The following is a 15,626-nucleotide window of genomic DNA, read 5'->3' as shown; positions in this document are numbered from 1 at the left end:
GCGGTGTGTCACATCAAAAAGCATGTCTCTATCATCACCGTGTGTGGGAGAGGCATGCTAAGGTTGTCCCCCGTTTTTTTGAACGCAACAGCCGAAAAGAATGAATTCCAAGCCCAAGCCGTCGCTATTTCCCGCAGCCGAGCGTCTGTCCGGTATCCGTCGCGGTATTGAAAAAGAAGGCTTGCGCGTGCTGCCTACGGGCTTTTTGGCACTGACACCGCACCCAGCGGGCTTGGGCTCTGCCCTCACGCACCCGCACATCACCACAGACTACAGTGAATCGCAGTTGGAGCTGATCACTTCAGCGCACCTGGGCGTGCAAGAGTGCCTGGATGAATTGCAGCAAGTGCACCAATACACGCTGCGCAGCATGGCTGCTTTGGGTGAAGAGATGGTTTGGGCATCTAGCATGCCCTGTGGCCTGCCCACCGATGAAACTATTCCACTGGGGCGCTATGGATCTTCCCACTCGGGGCGTTCCAAAAGCGTCTACCGCATGGGGCTGGGTCACCGTTATGGCCGCCGTATGCAGACCATTTCGGGCATTCACTACAACTGGTCCATGCCGGGCGTTAGCAGCGAAGAATATTTCGCCTTGATCCGCAACTTTCGCCGCCACGCGTTTGTGCTGCTGTATTTGTTTGGCGCATCACCAGCCCTGTGTCCCTGCTTTGTGGAAGGCCGTGAGCACCGCTTGCTGCCGTTGGGCGATGGGCAAAAAGCGTTGTATTTGCCCTATGCCACCTCGCTGCGCATGGGGCGTCTGGGCTACCAAAGCGATGCGCAGGCATCGATCAACGTCAGCTACAACGGGCTGGATGGCTATGCCGACTCGCTCTACCAGGCATTGACCCAGCCCTACCCCGCGTACGAGCAACTGGGCATTCGCAACCCCGGCGGTGACTACAACCAGCTGGGCACCAGCTTGCTGCAGATTGAAAACGAGTTCTACGGCACCATCCGCCCCAAGCGCACCACCCACAGCGGCGAGCGCCCCTTGCATGCCTTGCGTGAGCGCGGTGTGGAATATGTGGAAGTGCGCTTGATGGATCTGGATCCATTTGAGCCCGTGGGCATCAACGCATCCACCATGCGGATGCTGGATGTGTTCTTGCTGCACTGCCTGCTGACCGACAGCCCCAACGATTGCCCCGAAGAGATCACTCAGCTCAAGCACAACCAGCATCTGGTGGCGGAGCGCGGCCGTGAGCCCGGCTTGATGCTGCAGCGCGGCAACGAACAGGTGCTGCTCAGCAGCTGGGCCCAGCAGGTGCTGGACGAGTGCCTGCCCTTTGCGCAGGCGCTGGATGCCACCCACGGCACCGATGCGTACAGCGAGGCCCTGGCCTTGGCGCAGTCGCGTGTGGCGCAGCCTGAGACCACGCCGTCTGCCCGTGTACTGGATCATACGCACCGCCTGCACGGCAACAGCTTTATGCAGTTTGGCTTGACCCAATCGCTGTGGGTACGCGAGCATTTGCTGAGTCTGCCGTGGACGGACGCCCAGCAGGCGCAATGGGCGCAACTGGCCGCAAAGTCCGAGCAAGACCAGCGCGCCATTGAGGCCGCGGACACGGGCACTTTCGAAGCGTGGCGCCAGCGGTACATGGATCCTGCGGCGCTGGGTTAACACCCACTCGGCGCGCTTGCTGCGCCCGGCTTGCTAACGCGGCCCGGATGCGCTGCTGCACCGTGTGTTTCACGCCGCCTTGCTGTGGGCATGCTGGCGGTAGGTTTGTCTGTTACCTCTAACATCCACCTCCGCTTTGCGATGCTGTACCAGCGGCGCGGCACAGGCGTTACGGATTGCGCATGGGTGGGTGAGAGGGTAAAAAATAAGAGCTGCTAGCGCTCGTGAAATCTAGGTTTTAGATATAAAACACTTGCAAACCAAAGTTTTGCATACGCTAGCTGCTCTTGTTTTGTGTGAAACGTGGCCGATGCCGTGCGGGTACGCATGGCCTTGATGTCATCCGACTGTCACAGTGTTGACATTTTGTAGCACTAAATTGGCAAGCACTCCATGTTGAGATGTTTGCTGCTATGTCGCTCCCTGCCTCTTCTTTAGCTCCCGTATCCGTGGCGGATGGGGTAGAAAAATCACCGCTACCCGCGCTGCGTACCCAGGGTGGCATGCTGCGCCACTGGCCAGTGGCCACCAAGATGGCGGTCGTCTTTGGTGGCCTGCTGCTGTGCGGCGTGCTGGTGGCTGGTGGCTTGATTGCCTACCTGCAGCAGGTGGAGCAGGGCGCAGCTGCCAGCTTGCAACGGCACGATGATGGCATTGCCCGGGCACAGCAATGGCAGGCCCTGACCCACCAGGGTGTGGAGACGGCACTGGCCAGCGTGCTTTCCTCCGAAGAAACCGTGATTGCCGCTTTTGCCGGCAAAGCGCGCGACAACCTGGCGCAAGCCCATGACTTGCTGCAGACCATGACGCTGCAGGGCAGCTTGGGGGAGCAGTTGGCCGTGCAAGAGGCCGCGCTGCGCGAAAGCTATGCGCAAACTTTCAAAGCCCGGGATTTGGGCATGGCCTGGGAGGCGGAGCGGCTGGTCAAAGCATCGCTGCAACCCGCTGCGCAGCAATATTTGCAAACCCAAACGCAGTGGCTGGAGCAGCTGCAGCATGCGCGCCAGGCCGCGCAAGAGGCGGCAGCACAGGCGCGCCAGTCGGCGCAGTTGTGGGCGCTGGCGGTGTATGCCGTATTGCTGGTGGTGGGGGTGTGGATTTCGGTGGCCATCACGCGCTCCATCACCCAACCCTTGGCGCAAGCTGTGGTGCTGGCGCAAGCGATTGCGCGCGGTGATTTGACGGAGCAGGTGACGGAAAACCGCAAGGATGAAATGGGCAGTTTGCTGCGCGCTTTTGCCAGCATGGGCCAGCAGTTGCACAGCGTGGTCGCGCAGGTGCGCAGCGGTGTGGGCCATGTCACGCAAACGGCCAGCCACTTGGCACAAGGCAATTCCGAGCTGGCGCAGCGCACCCAGCACACCGATGCGCAACTGCAGTTGGCGGTTACTGGGATTGAGCAAATCAGCCAGCAACTGGCGGATTCGGTGGCCAACGCCGGGCAGGCGCACCAGTTGTCTGCCTCGGCGGCGCAGTCGGCCAGCGATGGCGGTGCTGTGGTGCAGCAGATGGTGCACAGCATGGACAACTTGCGCGCCCAAAGCGCGGAGATTGCCGCCATCACCGGGGTGATTGATGGGATTGCGTTTCAGACCAATATCTTGGCGCTCAACGCGGCGGTGGAAGCCGCGCGTGCGGGCGAGCAAGGCCGGGGCTTTGCCGTGGTAGCCGCCGAGGTGCGTGCTCTGGCGCTGCGCAGTGCCGATGCGGCGCGGCAGATCAAAACCTTGATTACCAGCTCTTTGGAGCAAATGGAGTCGGGGGCTGGGCTGGCGCAAGATGCCGGTCAGCGCATGCAGCGCATCGTGCGCGATGTGCAACACGTCAGCAGCCTGGTGGGGGGCATCACCCACAAAGCCCAGGAGCAAAGCCAGGGCATGGCGCAGTTGCACACCACCATGGTGGCGCTGGACGGCATGACGCAGGACAACGCCCGGCTGGTACAGGCCAGCAGCCAAGCTGCCGCCAGCTTGCATGCGCAGGCAGGTCACCTGGCCGAGCAAGTGGCCGTCTTTAAATTGCAGGATGAAAGAAAATTAATAGCTTAAAGCGCTGGTGTATCAAGCGCTAGAGCCGTTTTTGGTTCTTTTATTTTTGTTTGCGGCGGCGCAGGGCGTACTGGCCGACAAAGGCAGCGCCCAGCACCAGGGAGAACCATGCAGGAATGCGGGCGTGCTCAAACAGCTCGCGGGTGGGCGTGGCGGACATGAAGTGCGGGGCGATGATCAAAATCAAGCCAATCAGCACCAAAATCACGCCGCGCACCAGCATGTCGTTGTTCAAAGGGGGGGCAGATGGTTTGGAGCGTTGGGAGGACATGATCGGGCGTTGGGGACGAGATAACAGCTTGCGATTATCCTTGCTGCCCTTCGCTCCCCGATAACAAGAACGTCAGAAAGCCCTTCGCCATGCAGATGATCCAATGGTTCCCCGGTCACATGAATTCCACGCGCAAGCTCATTGAAGAGCGTGTGAAAGACATTGACGTGGTCATTGAGGTGCTGGATGCGCGCATTCCCGGCTCCAGCTTCAACCCCTTGCTGCAAGAGCTCACGGGCCACAAGCCGCGTATGAAGCTGCTGAACAAGCAGGACGTGGCCGATCCCGTCAAAACCCAGCAATGGCTGGATTGGTACAACGCCCAGCCCGATACCCGTGCGATTGCCATGGATGCCGAAGAAGTGGCCCCGGCCCGCCGTCTGGTGGAGACATGCCGCCAGCTGGCACCCAACCGTGGGGGCATGGCCAAGCCCATGCGGGTGCTGATTTGCGGGGTGCCCAATGTGGGCAAATCCACCTTGATCAACACCATGAGCGGTAAAAAACAGGCCAAGGCGGCCGACGAAGCCGGGGTGACCAAGGATGAGCAGCGGATTGTGCTGGATGCCGACTTTTACCTGTGGGACACGCCGGGCATGCTCTGGCCCCGTATCTCGATCGCGCAAAGCGGCTTTAACCTGGCGGCTTCGGGCTCTGTGGGGCGCAATGCCTACGACGAAGAACTGGTGGCGCTGGAGCTGCTGCTGATCTTGCAAAAGCACTATCCCCAAAACTTGGAAGACCGCTTCAAGCTGGGTCTGGGCGTGGCGCAAATTCAGGCCTTGCATGACGATGAGTTGCTCGAGGCGATTGGCCGCAAGCGCGGCTGCGTGATGAGTGGCGGGCGTGTAAACCTGCAAAAAGCGGCGGAGATTGTGATTACCGACTACCGCACCCATATGCTGGGGCGCATCACCTTAGAGACGCCTGAAGAATTTGAGCAGTGGGCTGCAGTGGCTGCGGTGGCCGATGCCGAGCGCCAGGCCAAAAAGGATGCGCAGGCCCAAGCCCGTAAAAAAGGGCGCAAGCCGCGCTGAAAACAGCATTTCTACCTACGCCGTGCGGAGCGTGGGTGTAGCAGGCTGTGAGCAATCTTTGGCTCCCAGTTGTTGCCCATAGCCTTCGCTTCGATGTTCACCTTCGCGCAACCTCACAACACCCGTTCTTCACCTGCGCTGGCGTATGCACGTATTGGGGCTGTACTCATCAGCATCTGGTATGGCGGCATGGGCTGGTTGACCACCATTTTTGCGGTGCAGGGGAGCAACCGCTGGTGGGGCGGCCCTTTGGCCACCTTGATTGCTGGGATTGCACTGCTTCTGATTTGGCGCGGTCATTGGCGCTGGGCAGCCCGTTGGCTGGTTGTGGGGGCTGTGGCGCTGACCAGCTTTTTTGCCTGGGACTTTGCGTTTCAGCCCTCGACCAGCTTGCTGGTGTTGACGGTGCTGGTGGTATTTGCCGCCTGGACGTTGGGTATGGTTGAGGCCAGCATCGCCGCATTCGCGGTGATCTTGCTGGGTATTGGGCTGATTCACTGGGGCTATATCGACTGGGCACAGATGCTGTCCGTCAGCTACGTGCTGTTTTTCTTGCTGGGCATCACTGGGCTGATGCTGCAGGGCTACCGCAGGCATCTGGAAGACTTGCGCGAATCCTTGAGCACGCTGGAGCAGCACAAGCAGCAACTCCATGTGCTGTACCAGGCGGTGGAACAGTCTCCCGACAGCATTTTGGTGGTCGATTTGCAGGGCCATGTGATTTACGCCAACCCTGCCTATGAGGAGCGTACGGGGTACCTGCGCAGCGAGGTCATGGGGCTGCCCTCTCGGCAGGTTTCTTTGACGGGGCTGACACAGGAGCAGTACCAGGAGATGCGCCAAACCGTAGAAACCGGCCAGGCTTGGCAAGACACGGTGCGCAACCGGCTGAAAAATGGCGACATCGTGGTCGATGACGTGCGCATTGCCCCTGTGCTGAATGCGCAAGGTCTGGTGAGCTATCTGGTGGAGAACCGCCATGATATTTCACAGCGCCTAGAAGCAGAAAACCGCATCTTGCATTTGCAAAAGCATGACAGCGTGACCCAGTTGCTCAACCGGCATGCGGTGCAAGAGCTGCTCGATGAGATGCTGGTTGCACTGCAAAGTGGGCAGGGCCCGCAACGTTATGGCGAGCACCACGACTGGCACGCCTTGCTGCTGGTGGAAATTGATCGTTATCAGAACTTTGAAATTACGCGAGGCCGTGGCTGGATGGACGCTTTGGTGCAGTCGTTTGTGCAGCGGCTGCGCGCCGTGGCCCCCAGTGTTGCCAAACTGGCGCGCATTCGCATCAACCAATTTGCGGTCATCGTGCCTGCGGTGGGGCAATCCCGCTATGGGGCACGCATGCACACCTATGCGGTGGCGCAGGAGTTGCAAGAGGGTTTGCGCATGACCCAAATTACCAGCCTGGCTGAAGGGCCAGAGACGGTCAAACTCAGTTGCAGCGTGGGCTTTACCGTGTTCCCCTTTGTGGAGGATGGGCTGAGGACCGACAGTGCAGACCATGTGCTGCGCCGCGCCAGCGTGGCGTTGAGCCAAGCACTGCACCAAGGCGGTGGGCAGGTGCATTCCTATTCAGAACTGCTTGATGAGTCCATCCAGCGGCGTATGCAGGTGGAAAAAGAGTTGCTCGTCGCGCTGGACGAAGGGCAGCTGCAGGTGTTTTTGCAGTCTCAGGTGGACATGAATGGCCGTGTGGCAGGCGCGGAGGCCTTGGTGCGCTGGAAGCATCCGGTCAAAGGGTTGATTGCGCCGGGCGATTTCATTCCGGTGGCGGAAAGCTGTGGCCTGATTGTGCCGCTGGGCGACTGGATGATGGAGCAGGTGTGTTTGCTGCTCAATGATCCGCGCGTGCAAGCCCAGGGCTGTGGGCTGTCGGTCAACGTCAGCACGGTGCAGTTTCGCCAGCCGCAGTTTGTGGACAAGGTGCGCGATGTGCTGCAGCGCACGGGCGCTCCCGCGCAGCTGCTGACGCTGGAGGTGACGGAGAGCCTGTTGCTCAACGATGTGGAGGGCACCATCCGAAAAATGGTGGCTTTGCGTGCATTGGGCGTGCAGTTTGCCTTGGACGACTTTGGTACGGGCTATTCATCCTTGGCGTATCTGATGCGTTTGCCGATTCAGGAAATCAAACTCGATCAGGCATTCATTCATGATTTGGCCCCCATGTCCGAGCACAGTGTGCTGGTGCAGGCGCTGTTGATGGTGGCCAGCTCCAAAGATCTGCGCGTGGTGGCAGAGGGGGTGGAGCAAGCCGCCCAGGCAGAGCTGCTGCAAGCGTGGGAGCCCAGCATCTTGTGCCAGGGCTACTTGTTCAGTCGCCCGGTGCTAGCCCAAGATTGGTTGCTCAATCCGCAGTTGGGCATGGCCAGTTGAAGCTGGTAAGACAGCGGTGCTGCGCATGGGGCGCAGCGAAGGGAGCCCAGGCTTGGTGGCGGGCTTATTCCACGCGGATATGGGCCTGCTCAATCACCACGCCGTTGAGCGCATAGTCTTTGCGCACCGCGGTGGCAAAGTCTTCTTGCTTGGAGGCCCGGGGAACGTTGTCGAGCTTGCGCAGGCGCTGGCGCATCTCGGGGCTGAGCACTATCCGGTTGACCTCGGCATGAAAGCGCTCAATCACTGCAGGTTCGGTATTGCGCGGTGCGTAGAAGCCAAAGAGCGAGGTCTGGTTGGCTTTGTCAAAACCCAGCTCGCCCAGCGTGGGCGTGTCTTTGAACGCAGGCACCCGCTGAGGGCCTGTGGTTGCGAGTACGCGCAGCTTGCCTTGCTCAATCAGTGCATTGATGGGCGCAAAAGGGTTGGCCAGCAGCAAATCGAACTGCGCGCCAGCGGCGTCGGTCACCAATTGGCTGCCGCCTTTGTAGGGTACGTGCACAAACTTGCCGCCAGTTGCGCGGATGAGCTGCTCCACCATGATGTGCGCCAGCGTGCCGTAGCCTGAAGTCGCCACGCTGACACCTTGGCGTGTCTGGGCTTGCGCCAGCACATCGGCAAAGCTGCGGCCGCGAAAGGCGGTGGTTGCCAGTACATAGACGGGGGCATACATCACGCTGGCAACCGGGATGATGTCGTGCATCGGGTCGTAAGCCACCTTCATCAGATACGGGTTGAGCGTGAGCGGGCTGATGGCACCAAACGCAAAGGTGTGCTGGTCATCAGCCTTGGCAAGCTCTGCCATGCCAATGGTGGCGCCGGCCCCCGGCTTGTTGTCCACCACAAAGGGCTGGCCCAGCGTCTGGCCCATCTGGTCGCCCAACATGCGTGCCACCACATCATTGATGCCGCCGGCGGGGTAGGGAACAATCAGGCGAATGGGTTTGCTGGGCCAAGTGGATGCTGCGGCATTTGCCTTGGCCGCACTGGCCAGTGATGGCAGGCCAGCAGCGGCAAGGCTGGCGCCTGCCAGCAGCAGGTGGCGGCGCTGAATGGGGTTGCGGTGTGTGATGTTCATGCAAATTCTCCAGCCATAAAAAAACCGCGCCTGGGCGCGGTTTGGGCAAGTGGACGCTTGCTTAGCGCTTTTGTTCGAACCAGCGGCGAGCCAGGGTGTCCCAAAAGTGCGAACCCAGCTCGATATTGTCGTCGTTGAAATCATAGCCGGGGTTGTGCAGACCCACGCCGGGCTGGCCATTGGGGCCGTTGCCAATCCAGCCATAGGCGCCGGGAACTTCTTCCAGCATGAAGCCAAAGTCCTCCGCAGTCATGGCAGGGGCGATGTCGGGGAAGGCATTGTCTGCGCCCACCATCTCTGCCATCACTTCGCCCATGAAGCGTGCTTCATCGGCGGTGTTGGTGGTGTTGGGGTAGCCAGGCTTGTGGATGTAGGTGGCTTCACACAGGTGCGCAGCCGCCACGTGGCTGGCAATACGCTTCAAGCCATCCACCATGTATTCCTGTGTTGACTTGCTCAGCGTGCGCACGGTGCCATAGATGGCGCATTCATCAGGGATGATGTTTTCCACGGTGCCGCCTTCGATCTTGCCGATGGTGAGCACCGCGCTGTCCAGCGGGTCTACGCCGCGCGAGACCAAGGTCTGCAACTGGCCCACGATGGCGCAGGCGACAGGGATGGGGTCCAGCGTTTTGTGGGGCATGGCCGCATGGCCGCCCTTGCCGCGCACGCGGATCTCAAAGCGCAGGGTGGACGCCATGATGGGGCCAACGCGTACGGCCATCTGACCTTGGGGCAGCGAGGGCCAGTTGTGCAGGGCAAACACGGCATCGCACGGGAAAAGTTGGAACAGGCCGTCGTCCATCATGGCCTTGGCACCTGCGCCACCTTCTTCTGCGGGTTGGAAAATCAGGTGTACGGTGCCGTCAAAATTGGGGTTCTTGGACAGCAAGGTGGCCGCGCCCAGCAGCATGGTGGTGTGGCCGTCGTGGCCGCAGGCGTGCATTTTTCCGGGCACGCAGCTGGCGTGCGCGGCACCTGTGGTTTCTTGCACAGGCAGGGCGTCCATGTCGGCACGGATACCGATGGAGCGCCCGGGATTGTCTTTGGAGCGGCCTTTGCCGTAGATGGTGGCAACCACGCCGGTTTTGCCCAGACCGCGGTGCAGGGGCAGGCCCAGTGCCTGAAGGTAGGCCGTAATCTTGTCGGCCGTGCGGTTCTCTTCGTAGCGCAGCTCAGGGTTCGCGTGCAGATCGTGACGGAAGTTGAGCAATGTCCCCAAATAAGGGGTGATGTCGTTGGCGGTATTCATCAGTTGGGGTGGCTGGCACAGCTTCGTGCACCAGTCACTGATACGTAGGAGAAACCATTATGGGTCTTGCCAGACGGGTTGTCTGCCCTGGTGGAATGTAATCAAGTGTGGCAAGGTCTTTGGGTGTGTGCTGATTTTTTCTTCTAAGCTGTTGATTATGAATAAGTAGTTGCGATGATGGGATTTTCAATAGGCATGCGGTGGCGAAATTGAATCATTCCAAACTTGCATCAATCGCGCGTGGGTTGAGGCGGTGATGCCTGTTTTACTTCGGTGCGGCTGACCAGTGTGGGTACCAGGCGCAAGATGCCATAGGCCAGCAAGGCACTGAGGACGGCGGTAGCTTCCTCGCCCATGCCCGCCGCCACACCAATGGCGGCCGTCAACCAGATGCCTGCGGCGGTGGTGAGCCCCTTGACTTGTGGCAAACCTTGGGCACTGGTGTTTTCTTTCAGGATGGTGCCGGCCCCCAGAAAGCCCACCCCGGCAATCACGCCTTGCATGACCCGGCTGGCCTCATTGGCCTGCGCGCCGGTTTGCAGCGCAATCATGACAAACATGGCCGATCCCATGCACACCAGCATGTGGGTGCGCACCCCGGCGGCTTTGCCGATCGCTTCGCGCTCCCAGCCCAACAGACCACCCAGCAGGGCTGCCAGACACAGGCGCATCACGATGCGCGTGGCCTGTGCGGGATCGGGAACATCAGAAAACTCGGCCACTGCGGTGTGGGCCACTTGCTGCCACCAGTCTTGCATGGCCTGGCTCCTTGGTTGAGATGCAATCTCCCCATGGTGCAGGCAAGCCGCAAAGGGGTGTGTGCGGAATCTCGGCCAAATGCTTGTCGTCTTGGAGCGATGAAATGCACAGCTGCGCGCATGCGGCGACAATGTAGGCCACATGAAAAACACCATTTTGCCCCTGCAATTGTTTGTACAACCGTCTTTGCAAGACGTGCGTCCCCTCATCCTCTACCACGGTCGTCGCTGTCCCGATGGTTTTGGCGCTGCCATGGCGGCGTGGCTGTTCTACGGTGACAAGGCCGAATACCGCGGGCTGGACCACGGTGAAATCCAGACCGCAGCGGATCTGGGTGAAGACCTGGAAGGCCGTGCGGTGTACGTGGTGGACTTTGCGTTTGAGCCCGTGCTGATGGCCGAGATTGAATCCAAGGTCAGCAAGCTGGTGGTGCTGGACCACCACAAGAGCGCGGCCGAGAAGCTGACGGGCTACCAGTGCCAGTGCGGCGTGGTGCACTTTGACATGAACAAGTCCGGTGCGCGTTTGGGCTGGGAGTTTTTCCACCCCGAAAAGCCCGTACCCGGCCTGATCAAGTACATCGAAGACCGCGACATCTGGAAGTGGGAGTTTGCCGAGAGCGCGCCCTTCCTGGCTGCGCTGGACATGGAGGTGCGCACCTTTGAGCGCTGGGCCGAAATTGCCGCTTTCACGCCCGAGCAAGAAGCCACCTTCATGGCGCGCGGCGGTGCGATGGATGAGAAGTTCCAGAGCCTGTGCCAAGACATTGCCAGCGGTGCGCAGGTGCTCACGTTCAACGGCATGCAAGGTTTGATGGTCAATAGCCCCGGCGTGTTCCACAGCCAGGTGGGCGATATCCTCTCGCGCCAAAGCGGCAGCTTTGCGCTGATGTGGCACGCCGGCACCAAGGGCGTGAAGGTGGGCCTGCGTTCGCGCTCGGATTTCAACTGCATTCCGCTGGCCGAAAGCTTTGGCGGCGGTGGTCACGCGCAGGCCTGCGGCTTCAAGATGGACAACGCCCGTTTGCTGGATTTGCTCACGGGCGAGCTCAAGGCCGACCCCAGCGCTAGCTATGACTTGGTGCCTGCCCCGCTGTTGGAGTTTGACGAAGAGGGCAAGTGGATCAAGCCCAAGAAGGCGTGACGCACGGCTGGGTCTGCAGTATTGATAGCTGCTGGCGCTGATGCGAAAAGGACTTCAGATAGTTATCTATCTGAAGTCCTTTTTCTTTGTGCGCTAGCAGCTCTCTTTTTAGGTGCTTGCTGGGGTGGGCAGCAGGGTGCTGCAGCTCTCGGGCAAGCCGCGTTCGGTCGCTTGCCAGCCGGGTACGGCCAGCAGTTGCTGCCATTGCTGCACTTCAGGCACATGGGCCAGTTGGCGCCAGTCGGCACAAAAGCGCAGAACTTGCCCGGTGCGTGGGTGCGGAATTTCCAGCGCGTGCGCATGCAGCCACAGGCGGTGCAGGCCAATGCGCTCGGCCCACCAGCGGTTGAGAGGGCCTTTGCCGTGGGTGGCGTCGCCAATGATGGGGTGGGATTCGTGCTTCAAGTGGCGGCGAATCTGGTGGCGGCGGCCGGTTTTGGGGAAGGCTTCTACCAGCGAAACGCGCGTGCTGGCGTGGCGCGGGTCATAAGCCTCGGGCCACTCCAGGTGCGCCAGGCAGCGCAGCAGGGTTTGGGCAGGCTGGGCGGGCGCATCTTCGGGGGCATCGTCGGGCTGCAAGGCGTAGTCCACCTCCACGGTATCGGGCAGCCAGCCGCGCGCCAAGGCCAGGTAGTGTTTGTGGGCGCTGTGGTCGGCAAAGCAGGCGGCCAGCTTTTGGCAGGCCTCTTTGCTCAGCGCAAACACCAGCACGCCGCAGGTGCCTTGGTCCAGGCGGTGCACCGGCCACACATGCTGGCCAATCTGGTCGCGCAGGGTTTGCAGCACAAAGCGGGTTTCATGGCGCGCAATGGCGGTGCGGTGCACCAGCCAGCCTGCGGGCTTGTAGACCACGACCATGTCTTCGTCCTGCCAAAGAATTTCCAGCGGGTGGGTGTAGCAGGGGCGATCAGGGGTTTCGGTCATGGCAAGGCAGTGAGGGCGCACACAGACGGCGCAAAGCGGGCAAGTGTAGCGGCGGCGGGATGGGCGTGCGGGCGTAAGCCCTGCTGCGGCCCCTTTGGCTGCGTTGTGGGATTGACTTGCTGTACGTGCGTACCGCCTGCGGTTTTGTGCGTTGTGCCAGGCGCACATCGATGGTGTGCGCGGTGGTGTGGGTGGCTCTCGCCAAATATGTGCGCGCCGCGCACCGAAATTGATTGAAAATCACTGGTTTGGTGCATGGTTTGCATCGTTTTGGCGCAGCGCAAGCAGCGCTGGCATACAGAGCAAGAAAGTGGGCGGAATGTTTCAGGGCGTCTTGGCTTCGGTAGTGGCTTCATGCATTTTTGGTGGCATTTACTACCTGGCCCCGCTGCTGCAACCGCTGACGGGTGAGCAAATTTTTGGCTGGCGCATGCTGATGACCATTCCATTCACCACGGCATGGCTGCTCTACAGCGGCCAGGGTGCGGCGGTGTGGGCGCTGTGGCAGCGGGTGGCCCAGCATTGGCCGTTTGCGGTGATGCTGCTGCTGACTTCTACCTTGGCAGGTGTGCAGCTGTGGCTGTTTATGTGGGCGCCGCTGCATGGACATGCGCTGCCGGTGTCGCTGGGCTACTTTTTGTTGCCGCTGGCCATGGTGGTTGCCGGGCGGCTGGTGTTCCAAGAGCGCCTGAGTGGTCTGCAAACCGCCGCCACGGCCTTGGCAGCGTGCGGCATGGCCTGGGAAATTTGGCATGCCGGTGGTCTGGCCTGGTCCACCTGGGTGGTGGTGATTGGCTACCCCGCGTACTTTGTGCTGCGCCGGGTGCTCAAGACCAACAGCCTGGCGGGGCACTGGCTGGATGTGGTGCTGATGCTGCCCGTGTGCGCATGGTTTGCGTTTGCAGATGCCTCCGCTGGCGCTACAGGCTGGCAGTCTGTGCAAGCCACGGCCATGTTGCACTGGATGGTGCCGCTGCTGGGCGTGATCAGCGCGGTGGCGCTGGCGCTGTACATGGCGGCCAGCCGCTTGCTGCCGCTGGGCTTGTTTGGGCTGCTGTCGTATGTGGAGCCCATGCTGCTGGTGCTGGCCGCGTTGCTGATGGGCGAGCGCATTCAGCCCGGGCAAGAGCCCATGTATGTGCTGATTGGCGCAGGTGTGGCCTTGCTGGCACTGGATGGGGCATGGCAAATGCGCCGCCCCGCCGTGGCGCGTGCGGCCTAGGGCACGGCAAAACATGAGAGATGCGGTATCAGGCGTGCAGCGCACAAGCCTGGTGCCTTCACAGTTGATTTGAAAGGAAGTTGGTCCATGGATACCCAGGTAGCAAACCCCATCCGCATTGGCGTGGTGGGTTACGGCAATTTGGGCCGCGGCGTAGAAAACGCTGTGGCCAAGAACCCCGATATGGTGGTGGCAGGCATTTACACCCGCCGCGACCCTGCGCAATTGACACCGTTGTTCGCAGGCACCCCCGTGTTTTCGATGGCCGACCTCGAAGGCCATGCCGACCGCGTGGACGTGCTGGTGCTGTGCGGTGGCTCCAAAGACGATCTGCCCGTGCAGTCGCCTGCGCTGGCTGCCAAGTTCTGCATTGTGGACAGCTTTGACACCCACGCCCGCATCCCTGAGCACTTTGCTGCCGTCGATGCTGCTGCCCAAGGTGGCAAGACCACGGCGCTGATTTCTGCCGGCTGGGACCCCGGCATGTTCTCCATCAACCGCATCATGGGCGAAGCCCTGCTGCCCGATGGCGCCACCTACACCTTCTGGGGCAAGGGCTTGAGCCAGGGCCACTCCGACGCCATCCGCCGCGTGCCCGGTGTGGCCGGTGGCGTGCAGTACACCATCCCCGTGGAAGCCGCGGTAGATGCGGTGCGCAGCGGCTCCCGCCCCACGCTGACCACGCGCCAAAAGCACCAGCGTGATTGCTATGTGGTGCTGGCCGAAGGTGCCGATGCACAAGCCGTGCGCCAGGCGATTGTGACCATGCCCAACTACTTTGATGAGTATGACACCACGGTCAACTTCATCACGGCCGAAGAACTCAAGGCCAAGCACAGCGCCATGCCCCACGGTGGTTTTGTGATTCGCAGCGGCAATACCTCGGCCGACAACAAGCAGGTGGTGGAATACCGTCTGCAGCTGGACAGCAATCCTGAGTTCACCTCCAGCGTGCTGGTGGCCTATGCCCGTGCCGTGCACCGCATGCAGCAATGGGGCATGACCGGTGCCAAGACGGTGTTTGACGTGGCCCCCGGCTGGCTGTCTGCCAAGAGCGCGGAGCAACTGCGCAAAGAAGCGCTGTAAGCAGGCGCTGCACTTGCACTAGCCCCAGCAAAAAGCCCGCTGTGTACGCAGCGGGCTTTTTTATTGATGAAAAAATGGTTTAACGCTTTATATATAAGCGTAAGTAGCTATTAAAATTGATTAAAGAGGGCACTTCAATGGTAGGGGTGAGCGGCGCGTGCGAGGCTTTGCTGGCATTTGTTGACCAAGGCCTGCAGATAGCCTTCGGCAAAAAACACATCGTGGTAGGTGTCGGTCTCAAACAGGCGCAGCGGGGCGTGATCGGGCCCAAGTACGGTGGTGGCGCCATGTTTCATGATGGCGTAGTAGTTTTTGGTGTGCGCGTCGCGCTTTAAATCAAACTCAGCACCGATCAGCTGCAACGCAATGTTTTGCCCTGCGCTTTTGTCGATGACATGGACGGTGCATGGGTCTTGGGGGTCAAAAAATTCCCAGTCATCGCCCAGCACGGCAATGCGCGACAACTGGCTCAAGGCGTCGGCAATCTCGTTGGAGGAGGCGGTCTCCACATTCAACGCGGTGTCCTGCGTGGGGTAGCCGCTCATGCGTGCTTGAAAGTCGCTGCAGGCGGCAAGGCCCACAACGAGTGGGAGGAGAAGCGTTAAACGAATCACGGTGATGAACAGGCAAAAGGGTGGGCTAAAAATGCGGCGCGCAACAGACTGCATACGTGCATATGCCGCGAGGCGGTGTGAGTTTCCACGTTGTCTCAGGGGTGGGCGGTAGGGCGCGGCGCACTGGCACTGGCACTGGCACTGGCACTGGCACTGGCACTGGCACTGGCACTGGCACTG

The 15,626-nt window shown here is 60.7% G+C and carries 13 protein-coding genes; 7 read left to right on the top strand and 6 right to left on the bottom strand.

The features are described from left to right. The first annotated feature begins 100 nt into the window (after positions 1 to 100). Both gshA and QEP12_RS13130 read left to right on the top strand, forming a co-directional pair. Positions 101 to 1,630 carry a glutamate--cysteine ligase gene (gene gshA, locus QEP12_RS13135; RefSeq protein WP_174863164.1) on the top strand — a complete coding sequence of 510 codons (1,530 nt, stop codon included), beginning with the start codon at positions 101 to 103 and terminating at the stop codon, positions 1,628 to 1,630. Positions 1,631 to 2,043: 413 nt separating this feature from the next. Beyond that, entirely contained in the window at positions 2,044 to 3,678 is a 1,635-nt protein-coding gene (locus QEP12_RS13130) for a methyl-accepting chemotaxis protein (protein WP_284214536.1), read from the top strand. A gap of 40 nt (positions 3,679 to 3,718) precedes the next feature. Here QEP12_RS13130 and QEP12_RS13125 read toward each other — a convergent pair whose 3' ends face one another. Further along, complete coding sequence (locus QEP12_RS13125; RefSeq protein ID WP_219162328.1) at positions 3,719 to 3,949, bottom strand: hypothetical protein; 231 nt, start codon at positions 3,947 to 3,949, stop codon at positions 3,719 to 3,721. Between the two features lie 89 nt (positions 3,950 to 4,038). Here QEP12_RS13125 and ylqF point away from each other — a divergent pair, with 89 nt between their 5' ends. Further along, on the top strand, positions 4,039 to 4,986 hold the full coding sequence (gene ylqF, locus QEP12_RS13120; RefSeq protein ID WP_257469062.1) for a ribosome biogenesis GTPase YlqF: 948 nt from the start codon (positions 4,039 to 4,041) through the stop codon (positions 4,984 to 4,986). Positions 4,987 to 5,079: 93 nt separating this feature from the next. Beyond that, the gene (locus QEP12_RS13115) at positions 5,080 to 7,368 is read left to right on the top strand and encodes a putative bifunctional diguanylate cyclase/phosphodiesterase (RefSeq protein ID WP_284214535.1); all 2,289 of its coding nucleotides are present in this window, start codon (positions 5,080 to 5,082) and stop codon (positions 7,366 to 7,368) included. Between the two features lie 64 nt (positions 7,369 to 7,432). Here the strand turns inward: QEP12_RS13115 and QEP12_RS13110 are convergent, their stop codons facing one another. The 3 genes from QEP12_RS13110 to QEP12_RS13100 form a co-directional block, all read right to left on the bottom strand. Then, positions 7,433 to 8,446: a Bug family tripartite tricarboxylate transporter substrate binding protein gene (locus tag QEP12_RS13110; protein ID WP_219162326.1), complete on the bottom strand. Its 1,014-nt coding sequence runs from the start codon at positions 8,444 to 8,446 to the stop codon at positions 7,433 to 7,435. A 61-nt stretch (positions 8,447 to 8,507) separates the two neighbouring features. After that, the gene (locus tag QEP12_RS13105; RefSeq protein ID WP_284214534.1) at positions 8,508 to 9,698 is read right to left on the bottom strand and encodes a M20 aminoacylase family protein; all 1,191 of its coding nucleotides are present in this window, start codon (positions 9,696 to 9,698) and stop codon (positions 8,508 to 8,510) included. 230 nt (positions 9,699 to 9,928) lie between these two features. Then, entirely contained in the window at positions 9,929 to 10,456 is a 528-nt protein-coding gene (locus QEP12_RS13100) for an MgtC/SapB family protein (RefSeq protein ID WP_284214533.1), read from the bottom strand. Between the two features lie 142 nt (positions 10,457 to 10,598). Here QEP12_RS13100 and QEP12_RS13095 point away from each other — a divergent pair, with 142 nt between their 5' ends. Next, positions 10,599 to 11,600: a DHH family phosphoesterase gene (locus tag QEP12_RS13095; protein WP_219162323.1), complete on the top strand. Its 1,002-nt coding sequence runs from the start codon at positions 10,599 to 10,601 to the stop codon at positions 11,598 to 11,600. A gap of 108 nt (positions 11,601 to 11,708) precedes the next feature. Here the strand turns inward: QEP12_RS13095 and QEP12_RS13090 are convergent, their stop codons facing one another. Beyond that, positions 11,709 to 12,524, bottom strand: a complete 816-nt coding sequence (locus tag QEP12_RS13090; RefSeq protein ID WP_284214532.1) for a pseudouridine synthase — start codon at positions 12,522 to 12,524, stop codon at positions 11,709 to 11,711. A 319-nt stretch (positions 12,525 to 12,843) separates the two neighbouring features. On the opposite strand from QEP12_RS13090, the gene rarD reads away from it, so the two are divergent. After that, positions 12,844 to 13,746, top strand: a complete 903-nt coding sequence (rarD, locus tag QEP12_RS13085) for an EamA family transporter RarD (protein ID WP_174862541.1) — start codon at positions 12,844 to 12,846, stop codon at positions 13,744 to 13,746. Between the two features lie 87 nt (positions 13,747 to 13,833). After that, on the top strand, positions 13,834 to 14,832 hold the full coding sequence (locus tag QEP12_RS13080; RefSeq protein ID WP_174862542.1) for a diaminopimelate dehydrogenase: 999 nt from the start codon (positions 13,834 to 13,836) through the stop codon (positions 14,830 to 14,832). Between the two features lie 134 nt (positions 14,833 to 14,966). Here QEP12_RS13080 and QEP12_RS13075 read toward each other — a convergent pair whose 3' ends face one another. Then, entirely contained in the window at positions 14,967 to 15,377 is a 411-nt protein-coding gene (locus QEP12_RS13075; RefSeq protein ID WP_284214531.1) for a hypothetical protein, read from the bottom strand. Between the last annotated feature and the right edge of the window lie 249 nt (positions 15,378 to 15,626).

The organism is Comamonas jiangduensis, from assembly GCF_030162955.1.
GTDB classification, from domain to species: Bacteria; Pseudomonadota; Gammaproteobacteria; order Burkholderiales; family Burkholderiaceae_C; genus Comamonas; species Comamonas jiangduensis.
Note: the sequence above shows the minus strand (reverse complement) of the source record. Positions and strands in the feature narration are given on the sequence as shown.